At 69.3% G+C, this 26,345-nt stretch carries 25 protein-coding genes, 2 tRNA genes and 2 pseudogenes; 18 read left to right on the top strand and 11 right to left on the bottom strand.

The window, feature by feature from the left end; genetic code table 11:
• Together BM355_RS13555 and BM355_RS14410 are read right to left on the bottom strand one after the other, a co-directional pair.
• A pseudogene (locus tag BM355_RS13555) lies at nucleotides 1-279 on the bottom strand (hypothetical protein); the annotation flags it as partial.
• A gap of 530 nt (nucleotides 280-809) precedes the next feature.
• Entirely contained in the window at nucleotides 810-986 is a 177-nt protein-coding gene (locus tag BM355_RS14410; protein ID WP_177227973.1) for an ACT domain-containing protein, read from the bottom strand.
• Nucleotides 987-1,039: 53 nt separating this feature from the next.
• Here BM355_RS14410 and BM355_RS13550 point away from each other — a divergent pair, with 53 nt between their 5' ends.
• The 3 genes and pseudogenes from BM355_RS13550 to BM355_RS13545 all read left to right on the top strand — a co-directional run bounded on the left by BM355_RS13550 (nucleotide 1,040) and on the right by BM355_RS13545 (nucleotide 3,811).
• Nucleotides 1,040-2,200, top strand: a complete 1,161-nt coding sequence (locus BM355_RS13550; RefSeq protein ID WP_091699580.1) for a hypothetical protein — start codon at nucleotides 1,040-1,042, stop codon at nucleotides 2,198-2,200.
• Nucleotides 2,201-2,500: 300 nt separating this feature from the next.
• A pseudogene (locus BM355_RS14980) lies at nucleotides 2,501-2,653 on the top strand (hypothetical protein); the annotation flags it as partial.
• 57 nt (nucleotides 2,654-2,710) lie between these two features.
• Nucleotides 2,711-3,811, top strand: coding sequence for a tyrosine-type recombinase/integrase (locus tag BM355_RS13545; protein ID WP_245760833.1), 1,101 nt, complete (start codon nucleotides 2,711-2,713; stop codon nucleotides 3,809-3,811).
• Between the two features lie 59 nt (nucleotides 3,812-3,870).
• Here the strand turns inward: BM355_RS13545 and BM355_RS13540 are convergent.
• A tRNA-Ser gene (locus BM355_RS13540) sits at nucleotides 3,871-3,958 on the bottom strand.
• Between the two features lie 38 nt (nucleotides 3,959-3,996).
• A complete protein-coding gene (locus tag BM355_RS13535; RefSeq protein ID WP_177227972.1) occupies nucleotides 3,997-4,758 on the bottom strand; it encodes a DUF1345 domain-containing protein in 762 nt (253 codons plus the stop codon).
• 31 nt (nucleotides 4,759-4,789) lie between these two features.
• Here BM355_RS13535 and BM355_RS13530 point away from each other — a divergent pair, with 31 nt between their 5' ends.
• Nucleotides 4,790-5,830 (top strand): NAD(P)H-quinone oxidoreductase, encoded by a 1,041-nt coding sequence (locus BM355_RS13530; RefSeq protein WP_342715319.1) that lies wholly within the window; start codon nucleotides 4,790-4,792, stop codon nucleotides 5,828-5,830.
• 46 nt (nucleotides 5,831-5,876) lie between these two features.
• On the top strand, nucleotides 5,877-6,323 hold the full coding sequence (locus BM355_RS13525) for a hypothetical protein (RefSeq protein ID WP_177227971.1): 447 nt from the start codon (nucleotides 5,877-5,879) through the stop codon (nucleotides 6,321-6,323).
• A gap of 84 nt (nucleotides 6,324-6,407) precedes the next feature.
• On the opposite strand, the gene BM355_RS13520 is transcribed toward BM355_RS13525, so the two are convergent.
• Nucleotides 6,408-6,484, bottom strand: a tRNA-Thr gene (locus tag BM355_RS13520).
• A gap of 212 nt (nucleotides 6,485-6,696) precedes the next feature.
• Between BM355_RS13520 and BM355_RS13515 the strand changes: the two genes are divergently transcribed.
• The gene (locus tag BM355_RS13515) at nucleotides 6,697-7,419 is read left to right on the top strand and encodes an HAD family hydrolase (RefSeq protein WP_425435641.1); all 723 of its coding nucleotides are present in this window, start codon (nucleotides 6,697-6,699) and stop codon (nucleotides 7,417-7,419) included.
• A gap of 1 nt (nucleotide 7,420) precedes the next feature.
• Here BM355_RS13515 and BM355_RS13510 read toward each other — a convergent pair whose 3' ends face one another.
• From BM355_RS13510 to tmk, 3 genes are all read right to left on the bottom strand, one after another.
• Nucleotides 7,421-9,043, bottom strand: a complete 1,623-nt coding sequence (locus tag BM355_RS13510; protein ID WP_245760832.1) for an alpha/beta hydrolase — start codon at nucleotides 9,041-9,043, stop codon at nucleotides 7,421-7,423.
• Between the two features lie 83 nt (nucleotides 9,044-9,126).
• Complete coding sequence (locus BM355_RS13505; protein WP_091699574.1) at nucleotides 9,127-10,302, bottom strand: DNA polymerase III subunit delta'; 1,176 nt, start codon at nucleotides 10,300-10,302, stop codon at nucleotides 9,127-9,129.
• Complete coding sequence (gene tmk, locus BM355_RS13500; protein ID WP_245760831.1) at nucleotides 10,299-11,012, bottom strand: dTMP kinase; 714 nt, start codon at nucleotides 11,010-11,012, stop codon at nucleotides 10,299-10,301. Before tmk ends, BM355_RS13505 begins: the two co-directional genes overlap by 4 nt.
• A 106-nt stretch (nucleotides 11,013-11,118) precedes the next feature.
• Between tmk and BM355_RS13495 the strand changes: the two genes are divergently transcribed.
• Nucleotides 11,119-12,312 (top strand): trans-sulfuration enzyme family protein, encoded by a 1,194-nt coding sequence (locus tag BM355_RS13495; RefSeq protein WP_091699595.1) that lies wholly within the window; start codon nucleotides 11,119-11,121, stop codon nucleotides 12,310-12,312.
• 9 nt (nucleotides 12,313-12,321) lie between these two features.
• The gene (locus BM355_RS13490) at nucleotides 12,322-12,663 is read left to right on the top strand and encodes a DUF2516 family protein (RefSeq protein WP_091699571.1); all 342 of its coding nucleotides are present in this window, start codon (nucleotides 12,322-12,324) and stop codon (nucleotides 12,661-12,663) included.
• 4 nt (nucleotides 12,664-12,667) lie between these two features.
• Here the strand turns inward: BM355_RS13490 and BM355_RS13485 are convergent, their stop codons facing one another.
• A complete protein-coding gene (locus tag BM355_RS13485; RefSeq protein WP_425435640.1) occupies nucleotides 12,668-13,543 on the bottom strand; it encodes a class I SAM-dependent methyltransferase in 876 nt (291 codons plus the stop codon).
• 94 nt (nucleotides 13,544-13,637) lie between these two features.
• Between BM355_RS13485 and BM355_RS13480 the strand changes: the two genes are divergently transcribed.
• Complete coding sequence (locus tag BM355_RS13480; RefSeq protein ID WP_091699569.1) at nucleotides 13,638-14,435, top strand: phosphoglyceromutase; 798 nt, start codon at nucleotides 13,638-13,640, stop codon at nucleotides 14,433-14,435.
• 115 nt (nucleotides 14,436-14,550) lie between these two features.
• Here BM355_RS13480 and phoU read toward each other — a convergent pair whose 3' ends face one another.
• Nucleotides 14,551-15,210: a phosphate signaling complex protein PhoU gene (phoU, locus tag BM355_RS13475; protein WP_091699567.1), complete on the bottom strand. Its 660-nt coding sequence runs from the start codon at nucleotides 15,208-15,210 to the stop codon at nucleotides 14,551-14,553.
• A gap of 223 nt (nucleotides 15,211-15,433) precedes the next feature.
• Between phoU and BM355_RS13470 the strand changes: the two genes are divergently transcribed.
• Together BM355_RS13470 and BM355_RS13465 are read left to right on the top strand one after the other, a co-directional pair.
• Nucleotides 15,434-16,633, top strand: a complete 1,200-nt coding sequence (locus BM355_RS13470) for a sensor histidine kinase (protein WP_091699588.1) — start codon at nucleotides 15,434-15,436, stop codon at nucleotides 16,631-16,633.
• Entirely contained in the window at nucleotides 16,630-17,310 is a 681-nt protein-coding gene (locus BM355_RS13465) for a response regulator transcription factor (protein WP_091699565.1), read from the top strand. Before BM355_RS13470 ends, BM355_RS13465 begins: the two co-directional genes overlap by 4 nt.
• A gap of 96 nt (nucleotides 17,311-17,406) precedes the next feature.
• On the opposite strand, the gene BM355_RS13460 is transcribed toward BM355_RS13465, so the two are convergent.
• Nucleotides 17,407-17,946, bottom strand: coding sequence for a hypothetical protein (locus tag BM355_RS13460; RefSeq protein WP_091699563.1), 540 nt, complete (start codon nucleotides 17,944-17,946; stop codon nucleotides 17,407-17,409).
• 232 nt (nucleotides 17,947-18,178) lie between these two features.
• Here BM355_RS13460 and BM355_RS13455 point away from each other — a divergent pair, with 232 nt between their 5' ends.
• The 7 genes from BM355_RS13455 (at nucleotide 18,179) to BM355_RS14250 (ending at nucleotide 26,291) form a co-directional block, all read left to right on the top strand.
• Nucleotides 18,179-18,661: a CarD family transcriptional regulator gene (locus tag BM355_RS13455; RefSeq protein ID WP_091699560.1), complete on the top strand. Its 483-nt coding sequence runs from the start codon at nucleotides 18,179-18,181 to the stop codon at nucleotides 18,659-18,661.
• Nucleotides 18,658-19,518, top strand: coding sequence for a 2-C-methyl-D-erythritol 4-phosphate cytidylyltransferase (locus BM355_RS13450; protein WP_091699557.1), 861 nt, complete (start codon nucleotides 18,658-18,660; stop codon nucleotides 19,516-19,518). The genes BM355_RS13455 and BM355_RS13450 overlap by 4 nt, the downstream gene beginning before the upstream one ends.
• Complete coding sequence (ispF, locus tag BM355_RS13445; RefSeq protein WP_091699555.1) at nucleotides 19,515-20,063, top strand: 2-C-methyl-D-erythritol 2,4-cyclodiphosphate synthase; 549 nt, start codon at nucleotides 19,515-19,517, stop codon at nucleotides 20,061-20,063. The genes BM355_RS13450 and ispF overlap by 4 nt, the downstream gene beginning before the upstream one ends.
• Nucleotides 20,064-20,108: 45 nt before the next feature.
• Nucleotides 20,109-21,647, top strand: coding sequence for a cysteine--tRNA ligase (gene cysS / locus BM355_RS13440; RefSeq protein WP_091699553.1), 1,539 nt, complete (start codon nucleotides 20,109-20,111; stop codon nucleotides 21,645-21,647).
• Between the two features lie 164 nt (nucleotides 21,648-21,811).
• Entirely contained in the window at nucleotides 21,812-22,819 is a 1,008-nt protein-coding gene (rlmB, locus tag BM355_RS13435; protein WP_091699585.1) for a 23S rRNA (guanosine(2251)-2'-O)-methyltransferase RlmB, read from the top strand.
• Nucleotides 22,819-25,029, top strand: coding sequence for a glycogen debranching protein GlgX (glgX, locus tag BM355_RS13430; protein WP_091699550.1), 2,211 nt, complete (start codon nucleotides 22,819-22,821; stop codon nucleotides 25,027-25,029). The genes rlmB and glgX overlap by 1 nt, the downstream gene beginning before the upstream one ends.
• A gap of 212 nt (nucleotides 25,030-25,241) precedes the next feature.
• Entirely contained in the window at nucleotides 25,242-26,291 is a 1,050-nt protein-coding gene (locus BM355_RS14250; protein ID WP_143109528.1) for a hypothetical protein, read from the top strand.
• The last annotated feature ends 54 nt before the right edge of the window (nucleotides 26,292-26,345 follow it).

Genomic DNA, 26,345 nt, shown 5'->3' with positions numbered 1-26,345 from the left:
CTCAGCAGCCAGCTGATCATTGAGTCGATCAACCTCGGCCTGAAGCCGGCGGATCTCCGTGGCATCTCGTCTGGTCATCACCCCAGTCTTTCGAGGCACCAGACCCCTGTCCAGGTCACCATCGGCCAACGCCGCCTGCCATCTTCGCAACTGCTCGAAGCAGATGTCCTGCTCCTTCAAAAACGCTCTCTTCGTCCCATGAGGACGCTCCAGATACTCCAGCACCAACCGGCGCCGCTGCTCCGGGGAGAACTCCTTGGTCGGAATGATTACAGTCATGAACCTGCTCCATCAATCAGGGAACCAACCGGTTCACAACCAGCCTGCCAGGAAGGGGCGCTGGTAAATCGGGATGACGAACTGCGGTGATTTCTTGAGAAATTGGAGCAGTGACGCCTCAGTTGCCTTCATGGCCCCAGTAAATCACCGGCCGCAAGAAGAGCAACAAACCGCGGCCCTGCTTGCCCCTCCCACCGCCTGCATCCGGAGTGGCGATGAACGTATGCGCCGTTATCGGCGCACGTTCAATCCCGAGGAGCTCAGACCCGCCACTCGTGCCATCATTTGAGCATGACTCAGTTTGATAAGTACCGATTTGAGAACAGGCCCTGTGATGGCGAATGCAGCGAGAAGACACGTCATAAGATCTTCGTCAATGTGATCGAGCAGAACGGTCAGGAAATGCTCCGGGAGGACACGAACGCTCAGTGCACCGTGTGCCGTCACATGATCGACCTCAAGCCATAGGGCGAGGTCGCCGGTACGAGAAGGACCTCTGCCTCGCCATCATGGCAGGGTGGGGTATTCCGTTATGGGGCGCTGTATCGGCGGTCTACCTTGAGGGTGCCGTCATCGATGCCAGTGGTGAACTGACCCAGCCTAAGGATGTTGCCCTCATGCCGGGCCAGCAGGTCGGTGATCTTGGCGACGGCTCCCGGGTCGATCCGGGCCATCAGGATGCGCGCCGAGTTCTTCGACCAGCTCACCGAACGGATGAGGTGAGGGTTGAGTTGTCACACCGATTGCTTAAGTTCTTGTCATGACGACTTCGAGTCACCCGTGGCTGCCCGATCATCATCTAGGAGTTGCCGCCACGCTGGCCCATGCCGATGAAGTGATCGCCGAGGCGGCCGACACCCTCTTCAAATACCAGACGCAGACCGGAGGGATCATCGGGCTGCGTGAGGTGCCGATGGTGACCCATAGCCAGATGGTCGTCACCAGCATGGCCCCGGTCCCGCGCAAGGTGCCCCTCCTTGTCGCTGATGCCCTGGTGGCGCTGCGGAACGCGATCGAGCACACCCTTTTCGCCGAGATCGAATACCGCGACGGGGTGCTCGGTGAGAAGGCTGCGAGGCTCGTGGAGATGCCGGCTCGGGAGACATACGGCTCCTTCACAGAGTGGGTGAAGGGCCGCGCGAAGAACGGGCCGCCATCATTGCAGCGAGGAAGCGACCTACTCAAGCGCATCGACGGGCTGCAGCCCTTCCACCGGACCAAGGATCCGCAAAACCACCCGCTGGCGTTGCTGGCGCTGCACACGAACCATTCGAAGCACCGTGCTCCGGCCGTCATGGCCGTCGGCCTCGCCGGTATCCACCGCGGAGACAGAACACCGCCATCCATGGCTGACTTTGAGCGCCGCCCGGAGACGCCGCTACAGGTGGGTGATGTCATCACAGAGACCCCGCGAGGTGTGCAGATCCCGGTAGGTCTCTTCCCGACGATCGGGATCAACCGCCCGGGCACGGACCGCTGGCCGGTACTGATGAAGGAGCTCGATGAGCTCTCCACCTGGGTCCGCACGCAGGCGGTGCCGCGGTTGATCACTGGTGTCGAACCGCCGTTGCCGGCGCTGCCCGCTCGATACGAAATTAACGTCGGTCACGAGGACGAGCGTCGTGCCCTGGCGCAGGTGGCAACCCATTCGGCGGCGCAGGTGCACAACGACCGCCTCGGGGCAGCAGCGGCGCGTCGAGACATGGTCGAGACGCTCAGCCAGATGGAAGACGCGCCGACTGCTGAGCAGACCGCAGCTTGGTTGGAGAGTCTGTCGGATCAGGAGATGATCTTGCGCATGCGGGAGTTGAAGCCGACCGCCACCTATGAGCCAGAGATCGTCCTGAGCAACTTCGCGGTGTTGGAAACTATGCGGAACGATGCCCGCCGGTTCGCCGGGCTGGACGTGTCGGGAGAGTAGGTTGTGACCTTGACCGCTACATGGCGGGGTTCATCAAATGCCCAGTGGAGGTCTCCGCTCCCGGGTCAAGTCCCTTGTTGTGGTGTAACGGTCTGATCCTTCGTGGGGGTCAGGCGCTGAGGCCGAGGTTGAGTTGGGTATCGGTGTGCACCTCGTCTTCGGTGTTGGTCACGGTGGCTCAGTGGATCAGGACGGAGTCATTGACCTGGAGAAGGCGTTTCCTCACGTGACGTTCGGTCACTCCGGCAAGGACGACGTCAGAGACGAAAGTCAGGATCTGATGGTTCATTGGAGGAGGTCATGAAGGGGCACGTGTGGAAGCGGTGCCCGTGTCAGCCGGAGGAGTTGCCTCGGGGGCGGGACGGGCGACCGCTGGCGTGCAAGCGGCGTCACGGCACCTGGTCGTACAGGTTGGACGCCGGCCCGGATCCGGTGACGGGGAAGCGGCGACGGCCGTCCAAGGGGGGCTTTGCCACGCGGGAGGACGCCGAGGCGGCGCTCTCTGGCGCCATGGCCGCAGTGGGCTCCGGCACGTGGACGGATGACCAGCGGCAGACCGTGGGGGAATATCTGGATCGCTGGCTGGTGCGCAAGACGCCGGGGTTGAAACCGACGACGGTGGACACGTACCGGTCGCACATCGAGCTGCACATCCGGCCGGAGCTCGGCCGTCTGAAGCTGCGCGACCTGCGGCCGGAGCACATCTACGCCATGTTGCAGGTCGTCGCTGAGGGCCGTAGCGCGGCCACGGTGCACCGGGTGCGAGCCACGCTACGCACGGCGTTGGCAGCTGCCGTGAAGGAACGGTTGCTGTCGTGGAATCCGGCTCGGGACCTGGACATGCCCCGGGAGGCGCGCAAGCGGGTCGAGCCCTGGACGCCGGCAGAGACCGGGGCGTTCCTGGACGCGGTGGCCGGGGACCGGCTAACTGCGCTGTTCCACGTCGTCGCCTACCTCGGGCTGCGGCGGGGCGAGGCGCTGGGACTGCGCTGGGATGACGTCGACCTGGTGCGCCGCCGCGTCGTCATCCGTCAGCAGGTCGTCCAGATGAACCTTCAGGCGACCGAGGCTGACTGTCAGTACTGCGGGGAGGCGCACCCGGGGATCGGGATCACGGCGCCGAAGACGGACGACAGCGCTGCCGTGGTGCACTTAGACGCCGGAACGGTGTCCGTGCTGCTGTCCCAGCAACTCTTGCAGGGCGAGGAGCGGGAGGTCTGGGGGGACGCGTATCAGGACCACGGGCTGGTGTTCGCACGGGAGGACGGCACGCCGATCCGACCCAGCTGGCTCACGGCGCGGTTCCTGGAGCTTCAGGAGGGCGTGACCGTCCCTGTGGACCCGGAGAAGCCGCAAGGCGCACAGCGGCCGCTCAGACGCGTCCGGCTGCACGATCTCAGGCATGGCACGGCGTCCCTGATGATCGCTGCCGGCGTGGACGTGGCCGTGGTGTCCAAGGTGCTGCGCCACTCCACGATAAAGCTCACCGTGGACACGTACGGACACCTGCTGCCGGGGGTCGGGGAGGCCGCCGCGGAGCAGCGCGCGGGCATGATCCCGCGGGCGGCGTCTCGCGCCGACGGCCACAGTTCGGCCACAAATGGGGCCTAATCGGACCCTGAGACGAGGGAAGCGGCCCCGCTCAGCGGGGCCGCTTCCCTTTATTCACGCGGATGGTAAGGGATTCGAACCCTTGGCACGGGGTTACCGCACACTGGTTTTCAAGACCAGCTCCTTCGGCCGCTCGGACAACCATCCTCGGCTGTCCAGTGTAGAGGAGTCGGAAGCTGTGCTCGTCAGTCCGTGACGAGCAGCAGGGTCGCCAGGGTGGCCACCACCATGGAGTTGAAGGCGAAGCTGACCAGGATGTGATTCCTCAGCAGCCGGCGGACCGGGCGCCCGGAAAGCTGGGCGTCGGCTGGACCGAACATGGCCGAAATGCACACGGCCAGGGTGAGGAAGTCAGAGAACTCGGGGTCCGGTGTGCCGCAGAACCGTATGCCGGTCCGGGAGGTGCTGGCGTGGGCCCGGGCGTAGGCGAGGCCCTGGGAGATCACCAGCAGCCCCCAGGAAGTGACCACCACCATCACGCAGAGGATCCGCACCTCCAGGTGTCCGCGCGCGCTCGGATCCAGCATCAGCAGCACCACCACGAGCAGTGCCGTCAGAGAGAGCTGGGTGGTCCAGGACATGGTGGACCCCGCCGAGAAGATCCCGTCGATGGTGCGCTCGTTCCGGCCCCGAGACACGGTGCGCAGGTCCCTGTACAGGCTGCGGGAATCCGCCCGCAGGAAGCGGATCAGGGTGACGGCCATGTAGATCACGCCGAAGAGCACCCAGAACAGGCCGATCAGCACCACGGTGTAGCTCAGCCGGTTGTCGGCCTCCGCCATGGCCCGCAGCCACGGGAACAGCGTCAGCATTCCCCAACCGAGGGGGATGGAGAGGACGAAGGCGATGGCGGTGGCCAGCATTGTCCGCCAGTCGTCATTGTCCACCAGGCGGCGCCGCCAGGATCGGCGGGAGGCTGGCCTCGGACGGGTGCGGCGGGAGAGCATGGTGGGGAATCTACCGAACGGACAGGACCAGATGAGCCACCAGCAGGACCACCACCTTCCCGACGACGCCACGCACCACGGCGCTCGGCCCACCATGCGCTGTGTGGAGTATGCAGGGGCCGGAGGCCCCGAGGTGATCCAGATCGTCGAGCGTCCCATCCCCACACCGGGGCCAGGGGAGGTGCTGGTCAAGGTGGCAGCGGCGGGACTCAACCGCGCGGATGTGCTGCAGCGCCAGGGCCACTACCCGCCGCCGGAAGGCGCCTCGGTCATTCCCGGGCTGGAGGTCTCCGGCACCGTGGAGGAGATCGGAGCCGGTGTGGACGGATGGGACTTCGGCGCACCGGTGTGCGCGCTGCTCGCCGGCGGCGGCTACGCCGAGTACGTCACGGTCCCTGCTGGCCAGCTGGCACCGGTGCCGGACGGTGTGTCCGTGGAGGACGCCGCCGCACTGCCCGAGGTGGCGGCCACCTGCTGGTCCAACCTGATGATCCGCGCCGAAGTGCAGGAGGGCGACTGGGTCCTCGTGCATGGCGGGACCGGAGGGATCGGAAGTTTCGCGCTCCAGCTGCTGGCCGCCGTCGGGACCAAGCCCCTGGCCACCGCGGGAGGCGCGGCGAAGGTGGAGCTGTCCCGCACCCTGGGGGCCGTGGAGGCGTTCGACCACCGGGAGGAGGACTTCGTGGCGCGGGTCAAGGAAGTCACCGGGGGACACGGTGCCGACGTGATCCTGGATGTGATGGGCGGGTCCTACCTGGCCCAGAACGCCAAGGCGCTGGCGCAGGGCGGACGGCTGGTGGTGATCGGGCTGCAGGGCGGTCAGAAGGGGGAGCTGCCGATCGGGCTGCTGATGGGTAAGGGCGCCTGGGTGACCGGTTCCACGCTGCGCTCGCAGTCGGTGCGGCAGAAGGCCGAGATCATGCGTCAGGTGGTGGACCGGGTGTGGCCGCTGGTGGCCTCCGGGGCCATTCGCCCCCAGGTGGACCGGACCTTCACGTTGGCGGAGGCCGCTGCGGCGCATGAACACCTGGAGACTTCGGAGCGGACGGGGAAGGTCCTGCTGGTCCCGTGAGTGCCCGCAGGAGGATCGGGGATGCGGCAGATGGAAGACTGAAGAGATGATCCTGGGACCGTTCGCACGCCGCCGTCAGGCCAAGAGGGACGAGCTGGAGCTGGGCACCGAACTGTGGCGTCGCAGCCACGACCGGTTCGCCCGCTCGCTCGACCGGTACTGGCAGGTCATCCAGGAGCCGTCCGCCGAGCTGCCCGCGGAGGACCACAACGGGCTGGTGAACGCCGGCAACGTGCTGGCCGATCTGCTGCCCCGCGTCAGGTCGCTCTGCGTGGAGGCGCGGGAGCGCTTCCCCGAACAGGGGCTGCAGGTCCCGGGGGGTGCCGCCGAGGTGCACCGGATCCTCTCCCGTGCGGCCAACGACCTGGCCACCGCAGCCCAGGCGGCGGCGTTCTACCAGCTCGGTCAGGGCAGCCTGGACTCGGTCGGCCGCCGCGCTGAGAAGGTGGTGGAGGCCGTGGCCGAGGCTGAAGCGGCGGCGTCCTGGCGATGAGGAGTTCCGCCGCTGACGGGCGTCCGGAGACAGTGAACCCCGCCTGACGACAACCGGTGAACGGTCATTGTCAGACGGGGCACGTGGAGCCCCCTGCCGGATTCGAACCGGCGACCTGCTCTTTACGAGGGAGCTGCTCTGGCCAGCTGAGCTAAGGAGGCGTGGGCTCGGCGCGTGAACGTGCACGGGCCACGGCTGACCATCCTAGCGGCACGCCCGGCGGGGCGGCAAAGTCACGGCTGTTCATCGTCCGGTCATCAGGCGGCCAACCGCAGGACAGTCGGGCGCGGCGCAGTGCTGAGACAGTGGGGGACACCTCGGCGCCACGTGCCGGGGTGTCAGCCGCACCCCACTCCAGGAGCTCGCCGTGACCTTGGCCGCCGACCCGATCACCGCTCGGGGACCGTCCGCGCGCCGACCGCTGCGGCTGGCCGTGCTGGACATGTCCGGGACCACGGTGGACGAGGGCGGACTGCAGGACGAGGCCTTCGCGGTGGCGGTCACCGCCCAGGGGGTGGTGCCGGGGAGCTCACGGTTCCAGGTGATGCTGGGCTACTTCCATGAGATGCGGGGGACCTCCCGCCACGAGGTGTTCCGGGCCCTCTTCGCCGAGGACCACGCCGCGGCGGTCCGGGCGAATCAGATCTTCGAGCAGGAGTACGACCGTCTGCTCTCCGACCGCGGAGTCCGTCCCGTCCCGGGTGCCGCCGAGGCCGTGGAGTCGCTGCGGGAGGCCGGGCTGCAGATCTGCCTGACCACCGGGTTCGCCCGGCACACCCAGAACATGATCTTGGAGTCGCTGGACTGGATGTCTCTGGCGGACCTGAGCCTGTGCCCCTCGGACGCCGGACGCGGTGCTCCCTACCCGGACATGGTGCTGACCGCGCTGCTGGCCCTGGACCTGGACGATGTCCGCTCGGTCATGGTGGTGGGGGACACCGTCAGCGACATCCGGGCCGGCCAGCGTTCAGGCGCAGGACTGACCGTGGGGGTGCTCACCGGACACCATGATCAGGTGACCCTGGAATCTGCGGGGGCGGCCGCCGTCGTGCCCTCCATCCAGGATGTGCCCGCGCTGGTCAGTCCCCGCCCGTAGCTCAGTCGCAGACCAGGCCGTCCTCCGGGACGGTCCCTTCGACCAGGTAGGCGTCCACGGTGCTGCCGATGCACTCGCCGGCGCGACCGTAGGCGGTGTGCCCCTCACCGTTCCAGGTGACCAGCACGCCGGACTCCAGCTGATCGGCCAGTGCCGGGGCCCACTCATAGGGGGTGGCCGGGTCTCCGCGCGTGCCGATCACCAGGATGGGATCCGCGCCGGCGGCCGTGACAGGTGCCGGCTCCGAGGCGGGCTCAGCGGGCCAGGCCTCGCAGCTCACGGCGCCGTAGGCCAGGAACCGTCCCAGGGTGGGGGAGGCCTCCTCCAACTCGGCCGCCTGGGCGCGCAGCGTGGCGGTGTCCGCCGGCGCGGAGCCGTCCAGGCAGTTGATGGCGGTGAAGGCGGAGTTGATGTTGGAGGAGTAGGTGCCGTCGGGGTCACGGCCCGCGTTGAGGTCAGCCAGCATCAGCATGGTGTCCACGGAGCCCTCCATCGCCTGGCCGACGGCCAGGTTCAGGGTCGGCCAGTTCTCGTTGCCGTACAGCGGGGTGATCAGCCCGGAGACGAAGGTGGAGACCGGGACGATCCGCCCGTCAGCGGCCTCCATGGGGTTCTCCTCGACCTGCGCGATCAGCCGCTGCAGCTGGGCCACGCCGTTCTCCGCGGTCCCGCTGAGCGGGCAGCTGCTCTGCTCCAGGCACCAGCTCGCCCAGGAGTGCAACGCCTTCTCGAAGGCCTGAGCCTGGCCCACGGTGACCTCGTGGTCGCTCAGCGAGGGATCCATGGCACCGTCCAGCACGAACCGTCCCACGGTCTGCGGGAACTGCTCGGCGTAGGAGGCGCCCAGGGAGGTGCCATAGGAGAAGCCCAGGAAGTTGAGCTTGGCATCCCCCAGGACCAGACGCATCAGCTCCATGTCCTGGGCCGAGGTCTCGGTGTCCACATGTCCCAGGACCTCGCCGGTGTTCTCCTGGCAGGCGGCGGCGAACTCGGCGGCATCCTCGCGCAGCTGCTCGAGTCCCTCGTCGGTGGAGGGGTCCACGTGCTCCTGGCGGGCCTGGTCCATCTCGGCGTCGCTGAGGCAGGTCACCGGGGCGGAACGGGACACCCCGCGCGGGTCGAAGCCGACCACCGAGTAGGCCTGCTGCACGTCCTGGGAGACCACGAAGTCCAGGCTCTGGGTGACCATGTCCACGCCGGACGCGCCCGGGCCGCCGGGGTTGAGCAGCAGGTGCTGAGCGCCCTCGCCGGCACCGGCGGTGCGCACCAGGGCCAGCTCGATCTGGCCCGACTCCGGGTCCTCGTAGTCCAGGGGCGCCTGCAGGGTGGCGCACTCATGGGAGCCCTCGCACTCCTCCCAGTCCAGCTTCTGGTCCTGGAACGCCTGCAGGGTCTTCAGGGTCTGGGCGGAGGCCGCCGCGCTCGGCTCTGCGGAAGGATCTCCCGACGGCGGCTCACTGGCCTGACTCGGTCCGTTTCCGGTGGCCTGTGGTCCGGAGGGTGAGGCGGACCCCGGCTCGGCCGGGCCGGTGCAGGCGCTGAGCCCCAGAGCGGCCAGCGCCGCCAGCGCGGTCCAGCGCAGGGGGCGACGGCGGCTCGGTGCGGTGGGGAGGGGGTGAGGCACGAAGCGGTCCTTCCGGGGCAAGACGTGTGGAGCTGAGTGTGTGGGGCGCGTGCGGGTGCGGACGTGCTGGGTGGTCGTGTGGGTCAGGCTGGTCTGCGGTGCAGGATCCGCTCGGGCAGGAAGTGGGTGGTCATCGCCTCCAGGGCCAGCAGCGCCGGCACGTTCCCGGTCAGTCGGTGCCGTGCCGTGGCCACGGCGTCGATCCGGGCCATGGTCCGCTCCGGTGCACAGGAGGAGGCGTAGGCGGTCAGTTCGGTGCGCAGATGCTCGTTGACCAGCTCGGCCCCGGTGCCCAGCTGCAGGGCCAGCACGTCCCGGAACAGCCCGGTCAGGTCGATCATGGCCCGGTCCAGGGCATCGTGCACGGAGCGGCGGTTGCGGGCAGTCTGCTGCTCCTCGAGGCGCTTGACGTGGTGGCGCAGCTTGGTGGGCACGTTCTCCCCGTCCTGCAGCCCCAAGGATCGGCGCAGCGACTCCAGTTCGGCGGCGTTGCGCTCCTCGGCCGAGGCGGCGGCCTCCTGCTGGGTCACCTCCACGAGCTCCTTGGCCAGGGCCATGGCATCGGAGGTCGCCTGGACGCTCAGCGGGATGCGCACCACGGACTCGCGGCGCTCGCGGGCACCGGAGTCCCGGGCCAGACGCCGAGCCATGCCCACATGACTCTGGGCGGCCCGGGCGGCGAATGCGGCCAGATCTGGGGAGAGGCCATCGCGCTCCACGAGCAGGTCGGTGACCGCCTCCACGGAGGGGATGCGCAGAGTGACCGGCCGGCAGCGCGAGCGGATGGTGATCAGCACATCAGCGGGGGAGGGCGCGCACAGCATCCACAGGGTCCGCGGCGGCGGCTCCTCGATCGCCTTGAGCAGCACATTGGTGGCCCGCTCGGTCATCCGATCGGCGTCCTCCATGATGAAGATCCGCCACCGTCCGCTGGAGGGGTGGTCCTGGGCGGTGGCGACGAGCTCACGGATCTCGTCGATCTTGTAGTTCACGTTCTCGGTGGCCAGGACCTTCACATCCGCGTGGGTCCCGGCCTCGACCGTCAGACAGGCATGGCACTGCCCGCAGCCCCGCGCCGTGGGGTCCTCCACCTCGCACTGCAGTGCCTGGGCGAAGGCGCGGGCGGCGGTCGAGCGGCCTGACCCGGGCGGCCCGGTGAACAGCCAGGCGTGGGTGGGACGGTCCTCGGCCGCGGCGCGGGAGAGCTGTTGCACGGCGGCGTCCTGACCCACCAGGTCCTGCCAGGCGGCGGCGGTCACCGGGTGGTCTCCTTCTCCATGGGCTGATCCTGCAGCAGAGGGCGGACACGGTTGAGGATCTGCTCGGCCAGCAGCTCCGGGTCCTGGTCCGCGTTCAGCACCACGGTCTGCTCACCGGTCTGTGCGGCACGGTCCAGAAATGCCTGGCGGATGACCTCGTGGAACGAGTCCGGCTCGGACTCCAACCGGTCTGCCACAGCTCCCTGCTGGGCGCCCAGGCGTGCCTCACGCCGTGCTGACGCGGTAGGACCGTCCACGTCCAGCAGCACCGTCAGATGGGGTGTCAGGCCGTCCGTGGCCCAGGCGTTGAGGGCTCCGATCTGCTCGGCGCCCAGGCTCCGTCCGCTGCCCTGGTAGGCCACGGAGGAGTCGATGTAGCGATCGGTGATGACCACGGTGCCCTCAGCCAGGGCCGGCAGGATCGCCTGACGGACGTGGCTGGAACGGGCGGCGGCGAAGAGCAGTGCCTCGGTGACGGAGTCCACGGGGGCATGCTCGGGGTCCAGCACCAGAGAACGGATGCGTTCAGCCAACGCCGTCCCGCCGGGTTCACGTGTCAGCAGCACCGGGGTCCCCTCGTCCCTGAGGCGTTCGGCCAGCAGGCGGGCCTGAGTGGACTTGCCGGACCCGTCGCCACCCTCGAAAGCGATGAACAGGCCGGTCGGATCGGTCTGCGCCGCAGGGGCGGTCAGGGTGGGGGAGACAGTCACCGGACCAGCCTAACGGTCGGCGCAGAGACGGCAGGGGCGCTGCCCACAGGCCGTCACATCGTGCCCCGTCCGGACGGTCCCGGCAGCGTGGAACTACGCTGTGCGCATGCATCCTGAGACCCTTCTGGTCAGCGCAGCCCGCCCCGCCCACGAGCCTGACGCGCCGGTCAACGAGCCGGTGCACTTCAGCTCCACCTTCGTCGGCTGGGATCCGGACACAGCAGGTCCACGGCGGATCTACGGGCGGATGTCCAATCCCACCTGGGACGGCCCGGAACGCCTGTTGGCCGAGCTGGAGTCGGTCGAGGACCCGGAGGCCACCCCCGGGCTGATCTTCGGCTCGGGCATGGCCGCACTGGCCGCGGCCCTGCACCTGGCCCCGGCTGGTGGGCGTGTGCTGCTGCCCCAGCACGCCTACCAGGGCCTGGGCTCGCTGGCCCATCAGATGCAGGCCGAGGGGCGGATCAGTGTGGAGACCGTGGACATCGCCGACACCGCTGCCGTCGTGCAGGCCCTCCATGCCCCTGGCGCACAGGCGGAGGTGGCCCTGCTGTGGCTGGAGTCGCCCACCAACCCGATGCTCGAGATCGCCGACCTGCCGGCCCTGATCGAGGCGGCCCACGCCGCCGGTGCGATCGTGGTCGTGGACAACACCTTCGCCACGCCTCTGGTGCAGCGCCCGCTCACCCTGGGGGCCGACGTCGTGGTCCACTCGGTGACCAAGTACCTGGCCGGCCACTCGGATGTGGTGCTGGGAGCGGCACTGACCTCGGACCCCGGTCTGCACGCCAGGCTGCTCGCCCACCGCAGCCTGCACGGGGGGATCGCCGGGCCCATGGAGTCCTTCCTGGCGCTGCGCGGGATGCGCACGCTGGCCCTGCGGATCGAGCGCTCGCAGGCCACCGCCGCCGAACTGGCCCGCCGTGCCGAGACCGCGGCGCAGGACCGAAGCCTGCCCGTGGCCCAGGTCCGCTACCCCGGACTGAGCAGCCACCCCCAGCACGAGCTGGCCGCACGTCAGATGGAGCGCGGGTTCGGGTCCGTCCTCACCCTCGAGGTGGAGGGGGGAGCGGAGGCGGCCGACCGAGTGATCCAGGGGCTGCGGCTCTGGGTCCCCGCCACCTCGCTCGGTGGAGTCGAGTCCCTGGCCGAGCGGCGCCGACGCTTCGCCGCCGAGCCGTCCACGGTGCCGTCCGGACTGATCCGTCTCAGCGTGGGGATCGAGCACGTCGAGGACCTGTGGGCTGACCTGGAACAGGCACTGCGTGCCGTCATGGGCGGTGGGGAACGGGACCGATAGGCTGGCCCCATGCATCCCTTCATCATGGCGCTGACCGTCGAGCACTGGCTGTACCTGGCTCTGGGTGTGGTCGGTGCCGTCCTGGAGATCTGGGCCCTGGTCGACTGCGCCACGCGGGGCAGAGAGCAGTTCGAGCGGGCCGGGCAGCGGCCCAAGTCCTTCTGGCTCCTGCTGACCGGACTGGCGGCCCTGATCGGACTGATGACCGTCTGGGGCTCCCTGGCGCTGGGCGGCGGCGGCTTCGGGCTGTTCCAGATCGCCGCACTCTGCGTGGCCGGCGTGTACCTCGCAGGTCCTCGTTCCGAGCTCAAGCTCTTCGGCAGCAGCGGCTCCAGCGGCTACGGATACTGAAGGCTCAGCCCTCCGGCTGGACCGCCTCCCATCCCACGCTGATCTCTCCACGCCGCCACTGGCGCACTCCGCCCAGCACCGGCCATCCTTCCGCTCGCACCTGCCGGGACATGGCGATCCAGCGCTGACGGTGACCGTAGACCGCCAGCGGTGCGGCTGAGAGCCAGGCCGCGTCCAGGGCGGCGAGGAATCGGTGGACCGGGGTCCCCGGCACGTTGTGGTGGATCAGCGCCTTGGGCAGCCGTTCTGCCACCTCGGAGGGCAGCTTCACCTCACCGAATCGGACGGCCAGGGTCAGGGAGCGCACCCGGTCCGGGGTCAGGTCCACCCAGCAGGCGCGTCGGCCGGTCTCCGAACAGGTGCCCTCCACCAGCACGCCACCCGGGGCCAGTCGTCCCTGCATCATCGCCCAGATCTCCGGCACGTCCTCCTCGCGGTACTGACGCAGCACGTTGAACGCCCGGACCAGGGCCGGCGCGCGGTCCACGGGCAGCTCGAATCCGCCCTGGGCCCAGCTCAGCCCCTCCCGCTGGGCGGACGGGTCCTGCTGGGCACGGCGGACCCGTTCGGGGTCGATCTCCAGTCCCACCAGTTCCCAGCCCGGACGCACAGCGTGGAGACGGTCGAACATCTCCACGGCGGTCACCGGCTCGGATCCGAAGCCGAGATCCACGGCCAGCGGACGCTCCGCCCCGCGCAGCAGCGCTCCGTGCACGTCGGCCAGCCAACGGTCCACTCGGCGCATCCGGTTCGGTGCGGTGGTCCCGCGCGTGATGTTGCCCAGCGGAGCCTGGCCCTGCCGCCTACCCACAGACGCGCCGGTGCCCCGGCCTCGGCCCTGCCGGGTCGGGTCGGTCAGCTGCTCGGCCTTGCGCACCACCTGACCAGGGTAGGGGACCGGTCCGGCCCCGGCCCCTGCTGTCACACCCGCACATTCCCCCTGTGGCGGCCACCACGGTGACTAGGATGGAGGCATGGCTGAGACCCCGTACAAGCTCGTCCTGCTGCGGCACGGTCAGAGCGACTGGAATGAGAAGAACCTGTTCACCGGCTGGGTGGACGTCCCGCTGACCGAGAAGGGCCGTGCTGAGGCGGCCCGCGGCGGCGAGCTGCTCGCCGCGGAGGATCTGCTGCCGGACGTGCTGCACACCTCCCTGCTCAAGCGTGCGATCACCACCGCCAACCTGGCACTGGAGTCCGCCGACCGCCAGTGGATCCCAGTCAAGCGCAGCTGGCGCCTGAACGAGCGTCACTACGGTGCGCTGCAGGGCAAGGACAAGGCCCAGGTGAAGGAGGAGTTCGGCGAGGACCAGTTCATGGTCTGGCGCCGCTCCTTCGACACCCCGCCGCCGGAGCTGGAGGACTCCTCCGAGTGGTCCCAGGCCGACGACCCCCGCTACGCGGACCTGGGGCGCGAGATGCCGCGCACCGAGTGCCTCAAGGACGTCATCGAGCGCCTGCTGCCCTACTGGGAGGAGCAGATCGTCCCGGACCTGAAGGCCGGCAAGACCGTGCTGATCGCCGCCCACGGCAACTCGTTGCGCGCCCTGGTCAAGCACCTGGACGGCATCTCGGACGAGGACATCGCCGGACTGAACATCCCCACCGGCATCCCGCTCTACTACGAGCTGGACGAGAACCTGAAGCCGATCACGGCCTACGGCCGCTACCTGGACCCGGAGGCGGCTGCGGCCGGTGCCGCAGCGGTGGCGAACCAGGGCAACAGCAGCAACAGCAGCAACAGCAGCAACGCCGGCAACCAGGGGCACTGACAGCTCTCCCCGAGCCCACCGGCTCTTCACGACGACGGCCTGTCCCCTTCTGCAGGGGACAGGCCGTTCGCGTCGGTCGCCTCGGTGGGAGGCTGGTGGGGATCCGCCGTGGGGATCAGGCGCTCTGGACGTGCGGCTCCCACTCGCCGGTCACCAGGTAGGTGACCTTGCGGGCCACCGAGACACCGTGGTCGGCGAAGCGCTCCAGGTATCGGGAGGCCAGGGTGACGTCCACCGTGGTGGGTGCGGAGGCATCCCAGTCCTCGGCGGCGACCGCCTTGAAGTTCTCAGCGTGGACCTCGTTGATCTGGGTGTTGATCTTCACCACCTGGGAGGCGTGGTCCAGATCGTGGGTGAGCAGCAGCTGCTCCACCTCGGTGGCCACCTGCACCGCCGCCTCGGCCATCTGGGCGAAGCGCTCGCGCCGGGACTCGGGCAGGACCAGTTCGGGATAGCGCAGGCGAACCAGCTGGGCGATGTGACGGGCCAGGTCGCCCATCCGCTCCAGCGAGGAGCTCATCCGCAGTGCGGCCACCACGGTGCGGAGATCGCTGGCCACCGGGCCCTGCAGGGCCAGCAGCTCGATCGCCTTCTCATCCAGGGCGTTCTGCAGGTAGTCGATGCGAGCGTCATTGGTGATGACCTGCTCGGCCAGCTCCACATCGGCGGTCTCCAGGGAGGTGCGGGCCTGGTCAATGGCCGCACGGACCAGGGAGGCGATCTCGCTCAGCTGGTCTCCGAGGCTCTTCAGATCGGCCTGGAACAGTTCACGCATGGCAGTCCTCTTTCAGATCGGTCAGCATCCGGTGACCGGCGGTGGGGTCAGTCGTGGTCGACGTGCGTCGAGGCCGCCACCGGGTCCGTGGCGGCGTACAGACCCCCACACTGGACCGTCCAGGTGAACGGATGCTGAACCCAGGATACGTCTGGATGGACGAGTGGTCAGGGCCACAGCAACAGCCCGGGGGCTCTCGGCTGCGGGGTAGTCTGGCCGAGTGATTGATCCGGTGGTGCTCGGCGTGGTCTGCGGCTTCGTCGGCCTGGTGCTCGGCGTGCTGGCCATGCTGGCCTTCCGCGCCTCCGAACGCAGTCGAGCCCTCCACCTGACCGTCGCCGAGCCCACCATTCCGGAGGGAACCGCCGAGGTCCTCTCGGTGATCGGGCGGGCCTACGCCGTGGTGGACGCGGTGGACGGCGTGGTCCGGGCCAACCCCTCCGCCTATGCCTTCGGCCTGGTGCGCGGCCATCACCTGGTGCATGACGAGGTCCTGGAGCTGACCGCCCGCGTCCGCGCGGATGGGATCATCGTGGACCGCAGCTACGAGCTCAGCCGCGGCCCGGTGGGGGAGGGGACCCTCACCGTGCACCTGCGGGCGGCCCCGCTGGGGGATGAGTACATCCTGCTGCTGGCCGATGACCGCACCGAGATCAGCCGCACCGAGGCCATCCGCCATGATTTCGTGGCCAACGTCTCCCATGAGCTCAAGACCCCGGTGGGGGCCATCTCCCTGCTGGCCGAGGCGATCGACGACGCCGCGGATGACGAGGAGTCGGTGCGCCGCTTCGCCAAACGGCTGAGCATCGAGTCCCTCCGTCTCTCGGCGCTGGTGCAGGACATCATCGAGCTCTCCCGCCTGCAGGGCAAGGACGCGGTCAAGGCCGGCCAGCCGGTGGACCTGAACACCGTGGTGGCCGAGGCCGTGGACCGGTCCCGGCTGCCCTCTGAATCTCGGGGGATCGAGATCAAGGTCGGCGGGCGGGCGGACGCCCCGGTCTTCGGGGATCCTGACCAGCTGATGACCGCCCTGCGCAATCTGATCGACAACGCCGTGCGCTACTCCCCGGACAACACCACGGTGGGAGTGGGACTGCGCAGCGTGGACGGGCTGGCCCAGGTCTCGGTGACGGACCAGGGTGTGGGGATCCCCGCCGAGGAGCAGGAGCGGATCTTCGAGCGCTTCTACCGGATCGACGCAGCCCGCTCGCGCCAGACGGGCGGCACCGGCCTGGGCCTGAGCATCGTCAAGCACGTCATCTCCAACCACGGCGGCGAGGTGACCGTCTGGTCCCAGCCAGGCCGTGGATCCACCTTCACGGTGCGTCTGCCGGAGATGGAAGCAGAACCGGACTCCTCGGAGCCGGACCGCAGCGAGCCACGGGGCGGCCACCTGGCCGAGCGTGGGAGAGGAGCAGCATGACCCGCATTCTGATCGTGGAGGACGAGGAGTCGCTGAGCGATCCGCTGTCCTACCTCCTGGGCAAGGAGGGCTTCGAGGTCGAGGTCGTCGCGGACGGTCTCGACGCGGTCGTGCAGTTCGACCGCAGCGGGGCGGACCTGATCCTGCTGGACCTGATGCTTCCGGGCCAGTCCGGCACGGAGGTCTGCCGCCAGATCCGTCAGCGCTCCAACGTCCCGGTCATCATGCTCACCGCCAAGGACTCGGAGATCGACAAGGTCGTCGGCCTCGAGCTCGGTGCGGACGACTATGTCACCAAGCCCTATTCGGCGCGGGAGCTGGTGGCCCGGATCCGTGCGGTGCTGCGCCGGCAGGGTGAGCCGGAGGAGCTGATCTCGGCCACCGTCCAGTCCGGTCCGGTGCGCATGGACATCGAACGCCATGTGGTCTCGGTCAATGGTGAGGCCGTGTCCCTGCCGCTCAAGGAGTTCGAGCTGTTGGAGATGCTGCTGCGCAACTCCGGCCGGGTGATGACCCGCGGTCAGCTGATCGACCGAGTGTGGGGCTCGGACTATGTGGGCGACACCAAGACCCTGGACGTGCACGTCAAGCGCCTGCGCAGCAAGATCGAGCCGGACCCCTCCAGCCCGCGCTACCTGGTCACGGTGCGGGGACTGGGCTACAAGTTCGAACCCTGATCCGCGCGGTCTGGCTCCGACCACGACGACGACGGGCCGTCACCTTGCCAGGTGACGGCCCGTCGTCGTGAATCTGAGACTGGGGAAGGGGAGGGGTCAGTGACCGCCCTCGTCCGCGTTCTCCTCGTGGTACAGGTGCTCGGTGGCCGAGCCGTCAGCGCCGCCGGGGACGAACTCGCGGTACTCCGGCAGGGTGCCGTCCAGGACGGGGATCTTCACGTCCTCGCTCTGGCCGTCCACCTCGATGGTGCCCTCGGCCATGCCGCCCACGATCACGCCGGTGTTGGGGATGACGTGCTCGTTCTCTGGGGTCTCCAGGGACAGGACCTCGCCGCCGGGCACGGAGACGCGAGTGGTGGTGCCGTTCACGGTCAGCGAGACCTCGATCGGCTCCTCGGAGCTGTTGGCCACGGAGCCGATGTAGCGGCCCTCGGCCTCGGACTCGCCGGAGACCAGCAGCAGGTTGCGCACCTCCGCCTCACCCACCGTGGCGATGATGCCGTCAGAGGGGGCGTACTCGATGGTGGTCGCCTGCGGGTTGATGGCGCTGCAACCGGTGGCGCCCAGCAGGGCGGCGGTGGCCAGTCCCACAGCGGCCAGACGGCGGCGGGTGACCTTGGATGCGTCGAGCTTCACGGTCGGTTCTCCTCAGATGCGTGCGCGATGTCCACTGCGACGGTGCGGCAGATGCCGGACGACGGTCACAGAACTGCCTTGAGACTACCGCATGGACCCCGCGTGCGCCGCCCGCGAGCGGCGTGTGACCGGGGAGGCTCCCCGGCGGCGACGGCCGCTCAGAAGATCGGTCCAGGCTGGGAGTTTTCATTTCCAGGTGATAAAATTCACCGCTGGAAAGGGGAAACTCCACATGGTTTTCAAGGTCGGCGAGACCGTGGTCTATCCGCATCACGGTGCGGCGAGGATCGATGAGATCAAGACGAGGACCGTTCGCGGCCAGGAGCGCACCTACCTGCGGCTGGCCATCATCCAGGGTGATCTGACCATCGAGGTCCCGGCGGAGAACGTGGAGCTGGTGGGCATGCGGGACGTCGTCAGTGCGGAGGGGCTCGAGCGGGTCTACGACGTGCTGCGTCAGGACGAGATCGATGAGCCGACCAACTGGTCCCGCCGTTTCAAGGCCAACGGTGAGAAGCTCGCCTCCGGAGACGTCCTGCGGGTCTCCGAAGTGGTGCGGGACCTCTCCCGCCGAGGCCAGGACAAGCACCTCTCGGCCGGGGAGAAGAGCATGCTGGCCAAGGCGCGCGGCGTCCTCGTCTCCGAACTGGCGCTGGCCAGGAAGACCTCGGAGGAGGAGGCCGGCCGCCTGCTGGACGAGGTCCTGGCGGCGTGAGCACCGCACTGAGCACCACGCCGCGCTGTGCGCTGCTGATCGTGGCCGCCGGAGCGGGGACCCGCTTGGGGGCCGGCCGACCCAAGGCCAGGGTGGAGCTGAGTGATGGCCGCACCATCCTGGAGCACTGTCTGCAGGGTGGCCTCCAGGCCTACCGCGGGGACAGCGGCGGAGCTGGCCGGCTGGCGGGGGCCGTGGTGGTGGTGCCCGGCAGTCCGGAGGTCGCACAGCCGCTGGTGCAGCTGTGCGAGCAGATCGCCGAACGCACCGGTCATCGCGTCCTCACGGTGCCCGGTGGAGCCGAACGCTCGGACTCGGTGAGAGCGGGCCTGGCGGCCTGTGCCGCCCTCGGCGAGCAGTCCGACCGCCCGGTGACCCACGTGCTCGTCCATGACGCGGCGCGACCCTTCGTCCCGCCTGCCGTCTTCCAGCGGGTGGTCGATGCGCTGGAAGCCGGCGCGGCCGCCGTCGTGCCTGCTGTCCCGGTGACCGACACCGTCAAGACCGTCGCGCCCTGGCCCGGCGCTGGGCCTGTGCCGTTGCGGGTGGTGGACACGCCGGCTCGGGCCGCCCTGCGTGCCGTGCAGACGCCCCAGGGGTTCGTCCTGGACCAGCTCGCCGAGGCGCACCGCAGGGCCCAGGAGGCCGGGGGCGATGCCGCGGCCCTGACCGATGACTCCATGCTCATGGAGGCCGCCGGGCACACGGTGGCGGTGGTGGACGGGGACGTGGAGTCCTTCAAGATCACCACGGCACTGGACCTGCAGCTGGCCGATGCCCTGCTGCAGACGCGAAGTGCATCTGACGACTCTCCACCCTGCCCTCAGGCCGCCGCCACAGAACGGACCCTCGCATGACCACGCCGCCCGCCAACACCTCCCGTTCCTCCAGTTCCTCCAACCCGGCACGCGGTGGCCTGCCCCGCACAGGGATCGGGACGGACGTGCACTCCTTCGCCCCGGAGGCCGAACAGCGGGAGTGCTGGGTGGCCGGACTGCACTGGCCGGGCGAGCAGGGGCTGGTGGGCCACTCGGACGCGGACGTGGTGGCGCACGCCGCCTGCGACGCCATCTTCTCCGCCGCCGGGATCGGGGACCTGGGGCTGCACTTCGGCACCTCCCGCCCGGAGTGGGCCGGTGCCTCTGGGACCGCGCTGCTCACCGAGGCCGCCCGGCTGGTGCGGGAGGCCGGGTTCGAGATCGGGAACATCGCCGTGCAGATGATCGGCAACCGTCCCAAGATCGGCACCCGCCGGGCCGAGGCCGAACAGGTGCTCTCCGCCGCCGCGGGCGCCCCGGTCTCGCTCTCGGCCACCACCACGGACGGTCTCGGACTGACCGGCCGCGGTGAGGGCGCCGCCGCGGTGGCCACCGCCCTGGTGGTCCCCGTGACGCAGGACTGAGCACCCCGCCCGGGCGCCCCGCCGCCCTCGGTAGGATGGGGCCTCGTGGCCCAGCGTTTCTATGACACCCAGTCCGCCCAGGTGCGGGACTTCGTCCCCCTGACCGAGGGGCAGGTCAGCCTCTACTACTGCGGTGCCACCGTGCAGGGGCTGCCCCATGTGGGCCACGTCCGCTCGGCCATCGCCTTCGACATCCTCATCCGCTGGCTTGAGGCCACCGGCCTGCGCGTGACCTCCGTGCGCAATGTGACGGACATCGACGACAAGATCCTGGAGAAGTCCGCCGCCTCCTACGGCGAGGGCTTCACCGCGGACGGCGTGTACCTCGAGCGCGAGCCCTGGTTCGCCCTGGCCTACCGCTTCGAGCAGGAGTTCACGCGTGCCTACGACGCCCTCGGCGTGCGCCGGCCCACCTACGAGCCCCGCGCCACCGGCCACATCACCGAGATGTTCGAGCTGATCCAGCGCCTGATCGACGCCGGACACGCCTACCCGGCCACCGACGACTCCGGCGACGTGTACTTCGATGTCCGCTCGTGGCCCCGTTACGGCGAGCTGACCCGCCAGCGGGTGGAGGACATGCAGGACGCCCCCGACGCCGACCCCCGCGGCAAGCGCGATCCCCGCGACTTCGCTCTGTGGAAGGGCCACAAGTCCGGGGACCCGGACACCGCCTCCTGGGCCTCCCCCTGGGGCCGTGGCCGTCCGGGCTGGCACCTGGAGTGCTCGGCCATGTCCACCAAGTACCTGGGTGGGACCTTCGACATCCACGGCGGCGGCCTGGACCTGCGCTTCCCGCACCACGAGAACGAGCTGGCCCAGTCGGCCGCCGCAGGGGACGGCTTCGCCAACTTCTGGCTGCACAACGGCATGGTCACCTTCGAGGGCGAGAAGATGTCCAAGTCCATCGGCAACACCATCTCCCCGCATGAGATGCTGGCCATGGCCCGCCCCCAGGCCGTGCGCTACTTCCTGGGCCAGGCCCACTACCGTTCGCAGCTGGACTACCGGCCCACCTCCCTGCAGGAGGCCGAAGCCGCAGTGGAGCGGATCGAGAACTTCCTCACCCGTGCGCAGCAGGCACTGGGAGCCGAGACCCCCACAGCAGGTCCCGACGACGTCACGCCCTCGGGTACTCGCCTCGCCGGCGCCTCGGCTGGCTCGGCAGATCGTGCAGACCGGGGCCTTACCTTGGCGGACCGAGCTCCGGCCGCGTTCCGGGCAGCGATGGAGGACGATCTCAACGTTCCGCAGGCCCTGGCCGCACTGCACGAGGCCGTGCGCGCCGGCAACACGGCACTGAGCTCTGGAGATCTGGAGTCCGTGGGGGCGTTGCTGGACCAGGTCCGAGCCATGACCACGATCCTCGGTCTGGACGCCGTGCCGAACAGTGGTGACGGCCCCGAGCAGTCCTCTCCCGAGCTAGACGCGCTGGACCAGCTGGTCCGCTCCCAGCTGGAGGCCCGGGCCCAGGCCCGCGCGGACAAGGACTGGGCCGCCGCGGACGCCATCCGTGATGCGCTCGCCGGAGCCGGGATCGTGATCGAGGACGGCGCTGACGGAGCCCGCTGGTCCCTGGCCTGAGGCACCCCGGCCAGCCGGTCGTCGTCGGGAAGCTCACACCGGTGCGGCACCTGCCGGTGCCGGGAGGATCCCGGTGACCCGTCGGTAGAATGAACCGCGGCGGACCGGACCGGATCCGCAGTGGCGACCTGCCGTCGTCGTCCCCGTTGAAAGGCCACCCCATCATGTCTGCACCTCGCCGCTCCGGCTCTCCCAAGGGCAAGAAGGGCCCGCTCAAGGGCACCGGTGGCCACGGCCGCAAGGCACTCGAGGGCAAGGGACCCACCCCCAAGGCAGAGGACCGGGTCTACCACAAGGCGCACCGGGCCAAGATGCTCTCCGAGCGTGCCGCCACCAAGCGCCCCACCCGCAACACCCGTTCGCGGCACAAGGACGAGACCGTGGCCGGACGCAATCCCGTGGTGGAGGCCCTGCGCGCCGGCATCCCCGCCAAGGCGCTGCACGTGGCCACGCGCGTGGAGATGGACGACCGCGTGCGCGAGTCCCTCAAGCTCGCCGCCGAACGAGGCATCCCGGTGCTGGAGAACTCCAAGCCGGAGCTGGACCGGATGACCGATGACGCCAACCACCAGGGGCTGGTGCTGCAGGTCCCGCCGTACGAGTACGCCGATGCCGTGGACCTGGCGCGGGAGCGGATGCAGCGCTGGGAGAAGCGGTACCAGAGCGCGCCGCCGCTGCTGCTGGCCCTGGACGGGATCACCGACCCCCGCAACCTGGGTGCCATCATCCGCTCGGCCTCCGCGTTCCGTGCCGACGGTGTGATCGTCCCCGCCCGCCGGTCCGTGGGCGTGACCGCCACCGCCTGGAAGACCTCCGCCGGTGCCGCCGCCCGCGTGCCCGTGGCCCAGGCCGGCAACCTGAACACCGCGCTGCAGGAGCTCAAGAAGATGGGCTACTTCGTGGTGGGGCTGGACGGCGGCGGAGACGTGGAGCTGCCCGGCATGGCGTTGTCCACCGAACCGCTGTGCGTGGTGGTCGGCTCGGAGGGCAAGGGCCTGTCCCGACTGACCCGCGAGTACTGCGATCAGATCGTCTCCATCCCCATCGCCTCGGAGATGGAGTCCCTCAACGCCTCCATGGCCGTGGGCATCACCCTGTACGAGGTCTCGCGGCTGCGCTCCGGTGCGGCAGGCTCCGGCGCGGCCACCGGGACGTCCACGGACCAGGGCTGATGGCCTGGACCTCCACCGTCGCCCAGCCCACCGGGACCGTGGCCGAGACCGTGGTGCGCGGTCACGGTCACCGATCCCGTCCCTTCCCCCTCGGCGTGCACGCCGGAGTGCCCGGCGTCCGGGTGGCCAGTGGGGGACTGTCCGCTGACGGCTTCTCAGCGCCTGCCGATGAGGCGGTGAATGTGGCCGTCTACGCCCCCGGCTGCGAGCGGCTGGACGTGGTCTTCACCGGGCCCGACTTCCCGCTGGACCGGGCCCCGCATGCGGAGGACCTGACCCGGGTGCCCCTGCCGGACGTCACCTCCCACGTGCACCACGGGACGGTGGCCGGTCTGGGCGAGGGCTGCCTCTACGCGTTCGTGCGGAGGGGTGGGAGAGCTGAGGGAGCCGAATCCGGGGAGGAGGCGGAGGCGGAGCCGGGCCTGCGCCCGATCCTGGACCCGTACAGCCGGGCCGTGAGCGAGCGGGACGGACAGTACTGGTCGGTGCGCGTGCCCTCCCACTTCGACTGGGGCGGGGTGGAGCGGCCCCACACCCCGCTGCGGGACACCGTGGTCTACGAGGCCCATGTGATCGGGCAGACCCGGCTGCACCCGCAGATCCCCGAGGAGCTGCGCGGGACCTACGCCGGCCTGGCTCACCCGGTGATGATCCGCTACCTCCAGGACCTCGGCGTGACGGCCGTGGAGCTGCTGCCCATCCACCACCATGCGGACGAGCAGCACCTGCAGCGGCTGGGTCTGGAGAACTACTGGGGGTACAACACGGTCGGGTTCTTCAGCCCACATCCGGGGTATGCCACCGCCGCCGCCCAGGCCGCCGGGCCGAAGGCCGTGCAGGACGAGGTCAAGGGGATGATCCGTCTGCTGCACCAGGCCGGGATCGAGGTCATCCTGGACGTGGTCTACAACCACACTGCCGAAGAGGGGCCGGGTGGTCCGTCCTTCTGCTGGCGTGAGCTGGGCGAACAGCACTACTACCGTCATGACGCCCAGGGGCGGTACGTGGACACCACCGGCTGCGGCAACGCCCTGGACTTCGGCAACTCCTCGGTGGTCCAGATGACCCTGGATTCGCTGCGCCACTGGGTCACCGACTACCAGGTGGACGGCTTCCGCTTCGATCTGGCGGTGACCCTGTGCCGGGATTCCAGCCACCACTTCACCCCGCACCACCCCTTCCTGGTGGCCGCCCACGCGGATCCGGTGCTGGCCGGGGTCAAGCTCATCTCCGAACCGTGGGACGTCAGTGTCGGCGGATGGCAGACCGGCCACTTCCCCGCGGGCTGGTCGGACTGGAACGATCGCTACCGGGACGTGGTGCGCGACTTCTGGGTGGCGGACCGCGCTGCCCTGGAACGCGGCGGCACCGGGGGATCCACCGCGCGCCTGGCCGACTGCCTCTCCGGCTCGGCGGCCCTGTTCGGCGCCTCCGGCCGTTCAGCCCTCGCCTCGGTCAATCTGGTCACCGCGCATGACGGCTTCACCCTGCGAGACCTGGTCAGCTACAACGAGAAGCACAACCAGGCCAACGGGGAGGACAACCGGGACGGGAACTCCCACAACCGCTCGTTCAACCACGGCGTGGAGGGCCCCACGGAGGACCCGGCAGTCCGTGCCGCCCGTGGTCAGACCGCACGCAACGTGATGGCCACCCTGATGCTCTCCCTCGGGGTGCCCATGCTCACTGCGGGCGATGAACTGGGCCGCACCCAGGGCGGGAACAACAACGCCTACTGCCAGAACAACGAGATCTCCTGGACGGACTGGGAGCTGAACCCGGAGCAGGAGCGCATGCTGGAGACCACGCGTGCCCTGATCCGGATCCGCAAGGAGTTCCTGGCTGAGCAGCCCTATGAGTACCCGGCGCGCGAGCGGGGCTTCCTGCACTGGTTCAACGCCCTGGGCCAGCCCATGTCCCAGGACGACTGGGCGGACCCGGGCCAGCGCTTGCTGCAGATGCTGATCGGTGCCCCCGGTGGCCGGTTCTGCGGACTGGTGGTCTTCCACGGCGGGCTCGAGGACGTCCAGTTCCGCCTCCCTCGGGCCGAACACCTGCTGGAGGGCATCACCGCCCGGGGCGGGACGCTGCGCTCGTTCATCCTGCAGATGTCCACAGCACGGGGCAGCGAGGCCCAGATCGGCGCCCGGATGGCCCCCGGCGAGTCCGACCTGATCGAAGGCAGCTCGATCTCCGTCTACACCGTCTGACCCACCCGCCCCTCCTTCCCAACTGGAGGTCAGTTATCACTGGCATCACCCTCTGAGCGGGGCCATGCCAGTGATAACTGACCGGGCGTTGCCGGGCGCGCTGACACCGGACCGGCGGACGGCTCCTGCACAGCGCGCGCCCCTGGCGGCTTCATCCCCAGGAGTGGTGCCCCGGCTGGTGGGGTCCACGAACTGCCACCGAGGGTGGAGGCATGTCCAGACGGCCCACCTTGAACCTTCCGCCCGATGCTCCGCTGTTCTTCTCCGCACGGCAGGCCGAGGCGTTGCAGGTCGGGTGGAGTCGTCTCTCGGGCCCCGCCGGGCATCGGCAGCTCCGGGGGATCTACCGAACTCGTGCTGTCGACGCACCTGCTGGCGCCACCGATCCTGCGGAAGTCCACGCCGCGCTCCTCCGGGCCTTGCAGTGGGCGCCGGGGGAGGGGAAGGACATCGCCTCGCATGAGTCCGCGGCGTTCCTGTGGGGATGTCCCGACGTCGCCGCTCCAGATTCCGTCCATCTCACCTCGATTGCCGGAGACAGACGTCGCGGGCTACCCGGGACCACGGGACACCGTGGCAAGGTGCTGCCCACGGAGGTCGTCGAGCGGGACGGCGTGGTCCTCACCAACCCGGCGCGCACGTGGTTGGACCTGGCGGCCACCGCCTGGGAGGACCAACTCGTGGTGTGGGGCGACTGGCTGGTGCATCCGGTGTGGGGAGGTGACTGGGATGCGGTTCCGTTCACCACTCCGAAGGATCTGGAGCTTCTGCTCACCCACCACCGGGGTCGTCCGGGGATCCGCCGCGCCCGAGCGGCCCTGGATCGTGTGCGCGTCGGGTCGGACTCGCCCCGTGAGACACTGCTGCGTCTGGCCCTGGTGGATGCGGGGCTGCCGGAACCTGCGGTGAACCTGCCGATCAGAGACGCCCAGGGCCGGATCATTCACCAGGGAGATCTGGTGTACGAGGAGTTCCGGACCACACTGGAGTATGAAGGCCGTCATCACTCCGACCCGGATCAGGTGGCCCGGGACATCGCCCGTCACGAGGCGTTGGCCGCCCACGACTGGCTGGAGCTGCGGTTCAGTGCCCGTCATGCCCAGGACAACTGGCGGCCAGCCATCCGCAAAGTCCGCCAGGGTCTGCGCAGCCGCGGCTGGCACGGCCGAACCCCCACCCACATGCAACTGGAGGTCAGTTATCACCTGCACCAGCCCGGAACCCTTCCTGGCAGGCTGGTTGTGAACCGGTTGGTTCCCTGATTGATGGAGCAGGTTCATGACTGTAATCATTCCGACCAAGGAGTTCTCCCCGGA

This window comes from Micrococcus terreus (assembly GCF_900116905.1).
GTDB lineage: Bacteria > Actinomycetota > Actinomycetes > Actinomycetales > Micrococcaceae > Citricoccus > Citricoccus terreus.
The sequence above is the reverse complement of the archived record's forward strand: the minus strand, read 5'-3'. Positions and strand labels throughout refer to the sequence as shown.

What these genes read in the sequence shown, in the direction of transcription:
- glgX (WP_091699550.1), top strand. Translation starts at nt 22,819, where the DNA reads ATGGCCTGGACCTCCACCGTCGCCCAGCCCACCGGGACCGTGGCCGAG.
- BM355_RS13535 (WP_177227972.1), bottom strand. Translation starts at nt 4,758, where the DNA reads ATGCTCTCCCGCCGCACCCGTCCGAGGCCAGCCTCCCGCCGATCCTGG.
- BM355_RS13530 (WP_342715319.1), top strand. Translation starts at nt 4,790, where the DNA reads ATGAGCCACCAGCAGGACCACCACCTTCCCGACGACGCCACGCACCAC.
- phoU (WP_091699567.1), bottom strand. Translation starts at nt 15,210, where the DNA reads ATGCGTGAACTGTTCCAGGCCGATCTGAAGAGCCTCGGAGACCAGCTG.
- BM355_RS13465 (WP_091699565.1), top strand. Translation starts at nt 16,630, where the DNA reads ATGACCCGCATTCTGATCGTGGAGGACGAGGAGTCGCTGAGCGATCCG.
- BM355_RS13490 (WP_091699571.1), top strand. Translation starts at nt 12,322, where the DNA reads ATGCATCCCTTCATCATGGCGCTGACCGTCGAGCACTGGCTGTACCTG.
- BM355_RS13525 (WP_177227971.1), top strand. Translation starts at nt 5,877, where the DNA reads ATGATCCTGGGACCGTTCGCACGCCGCCGTCAGGCCAAGAGGGACGAG.
- BM355_RS13550 (WP_091699580.1), top strand. Translation starts at nt 1,040, where the DNA reads ATGACGACTTCGAGTCACCCGTGGCTGCCCGATCATCATCTAGGAGTT.
- BM355_RS14250 (WP_143109528.1), top strand. Translation starts at nt 25,242, where the DNA reads ATGTCCAGACGGCCCACCTTGAACCTTCCGCCCGATGCTCCGCTGTTC.
- BM355_RS13480 (WP_091699569.1), top strand. Translation starts at nt 13,638, where the DNA reads ATGGCTGAGACCCCGTACAAGCTCGTCCTGCTGCGGCACGGTCAGAGC.
- BM355_RS13545 (WP_245760833.1), top strand. Translation starts at nt 2,711, where the DNA reads ATGGCCGCAGTGGGCTCCGGCACGTGGACGGATGACCAGCGGCAGACC.
- BM355_RS13495 (WP_091699595.1), top strand. Translation starts at nt 11,119, where the DNA reads ATGCATCCTGAGACCCTTCTGGTCAGCGCAGCCCGCCCCGCCCACGAG.
- ispF (WP_091699555.1), top strand. Translation starts at nt 19,515, where the DNA reads ATGACCACGCCGCCCGCCAACACCTCCCGTTCCTCCAGTTCCTCCAAC.
- rlmB (WP_091699585.1), top strand. Translation starts at nt 21,812, where the DNA reads ATGTCTGCACCTCGCCGCTCCGGCTCTCCCAAGGGCAAGAAGGGCCCG.
- BM355_RS13455 (WP_091699560.1), top strand. Translation starts at nt 18,179, where the DNA reads ATGGTTTTCAAGGTCGGCGAGACCGTGGTCTATCCGCATCACGGTGCG.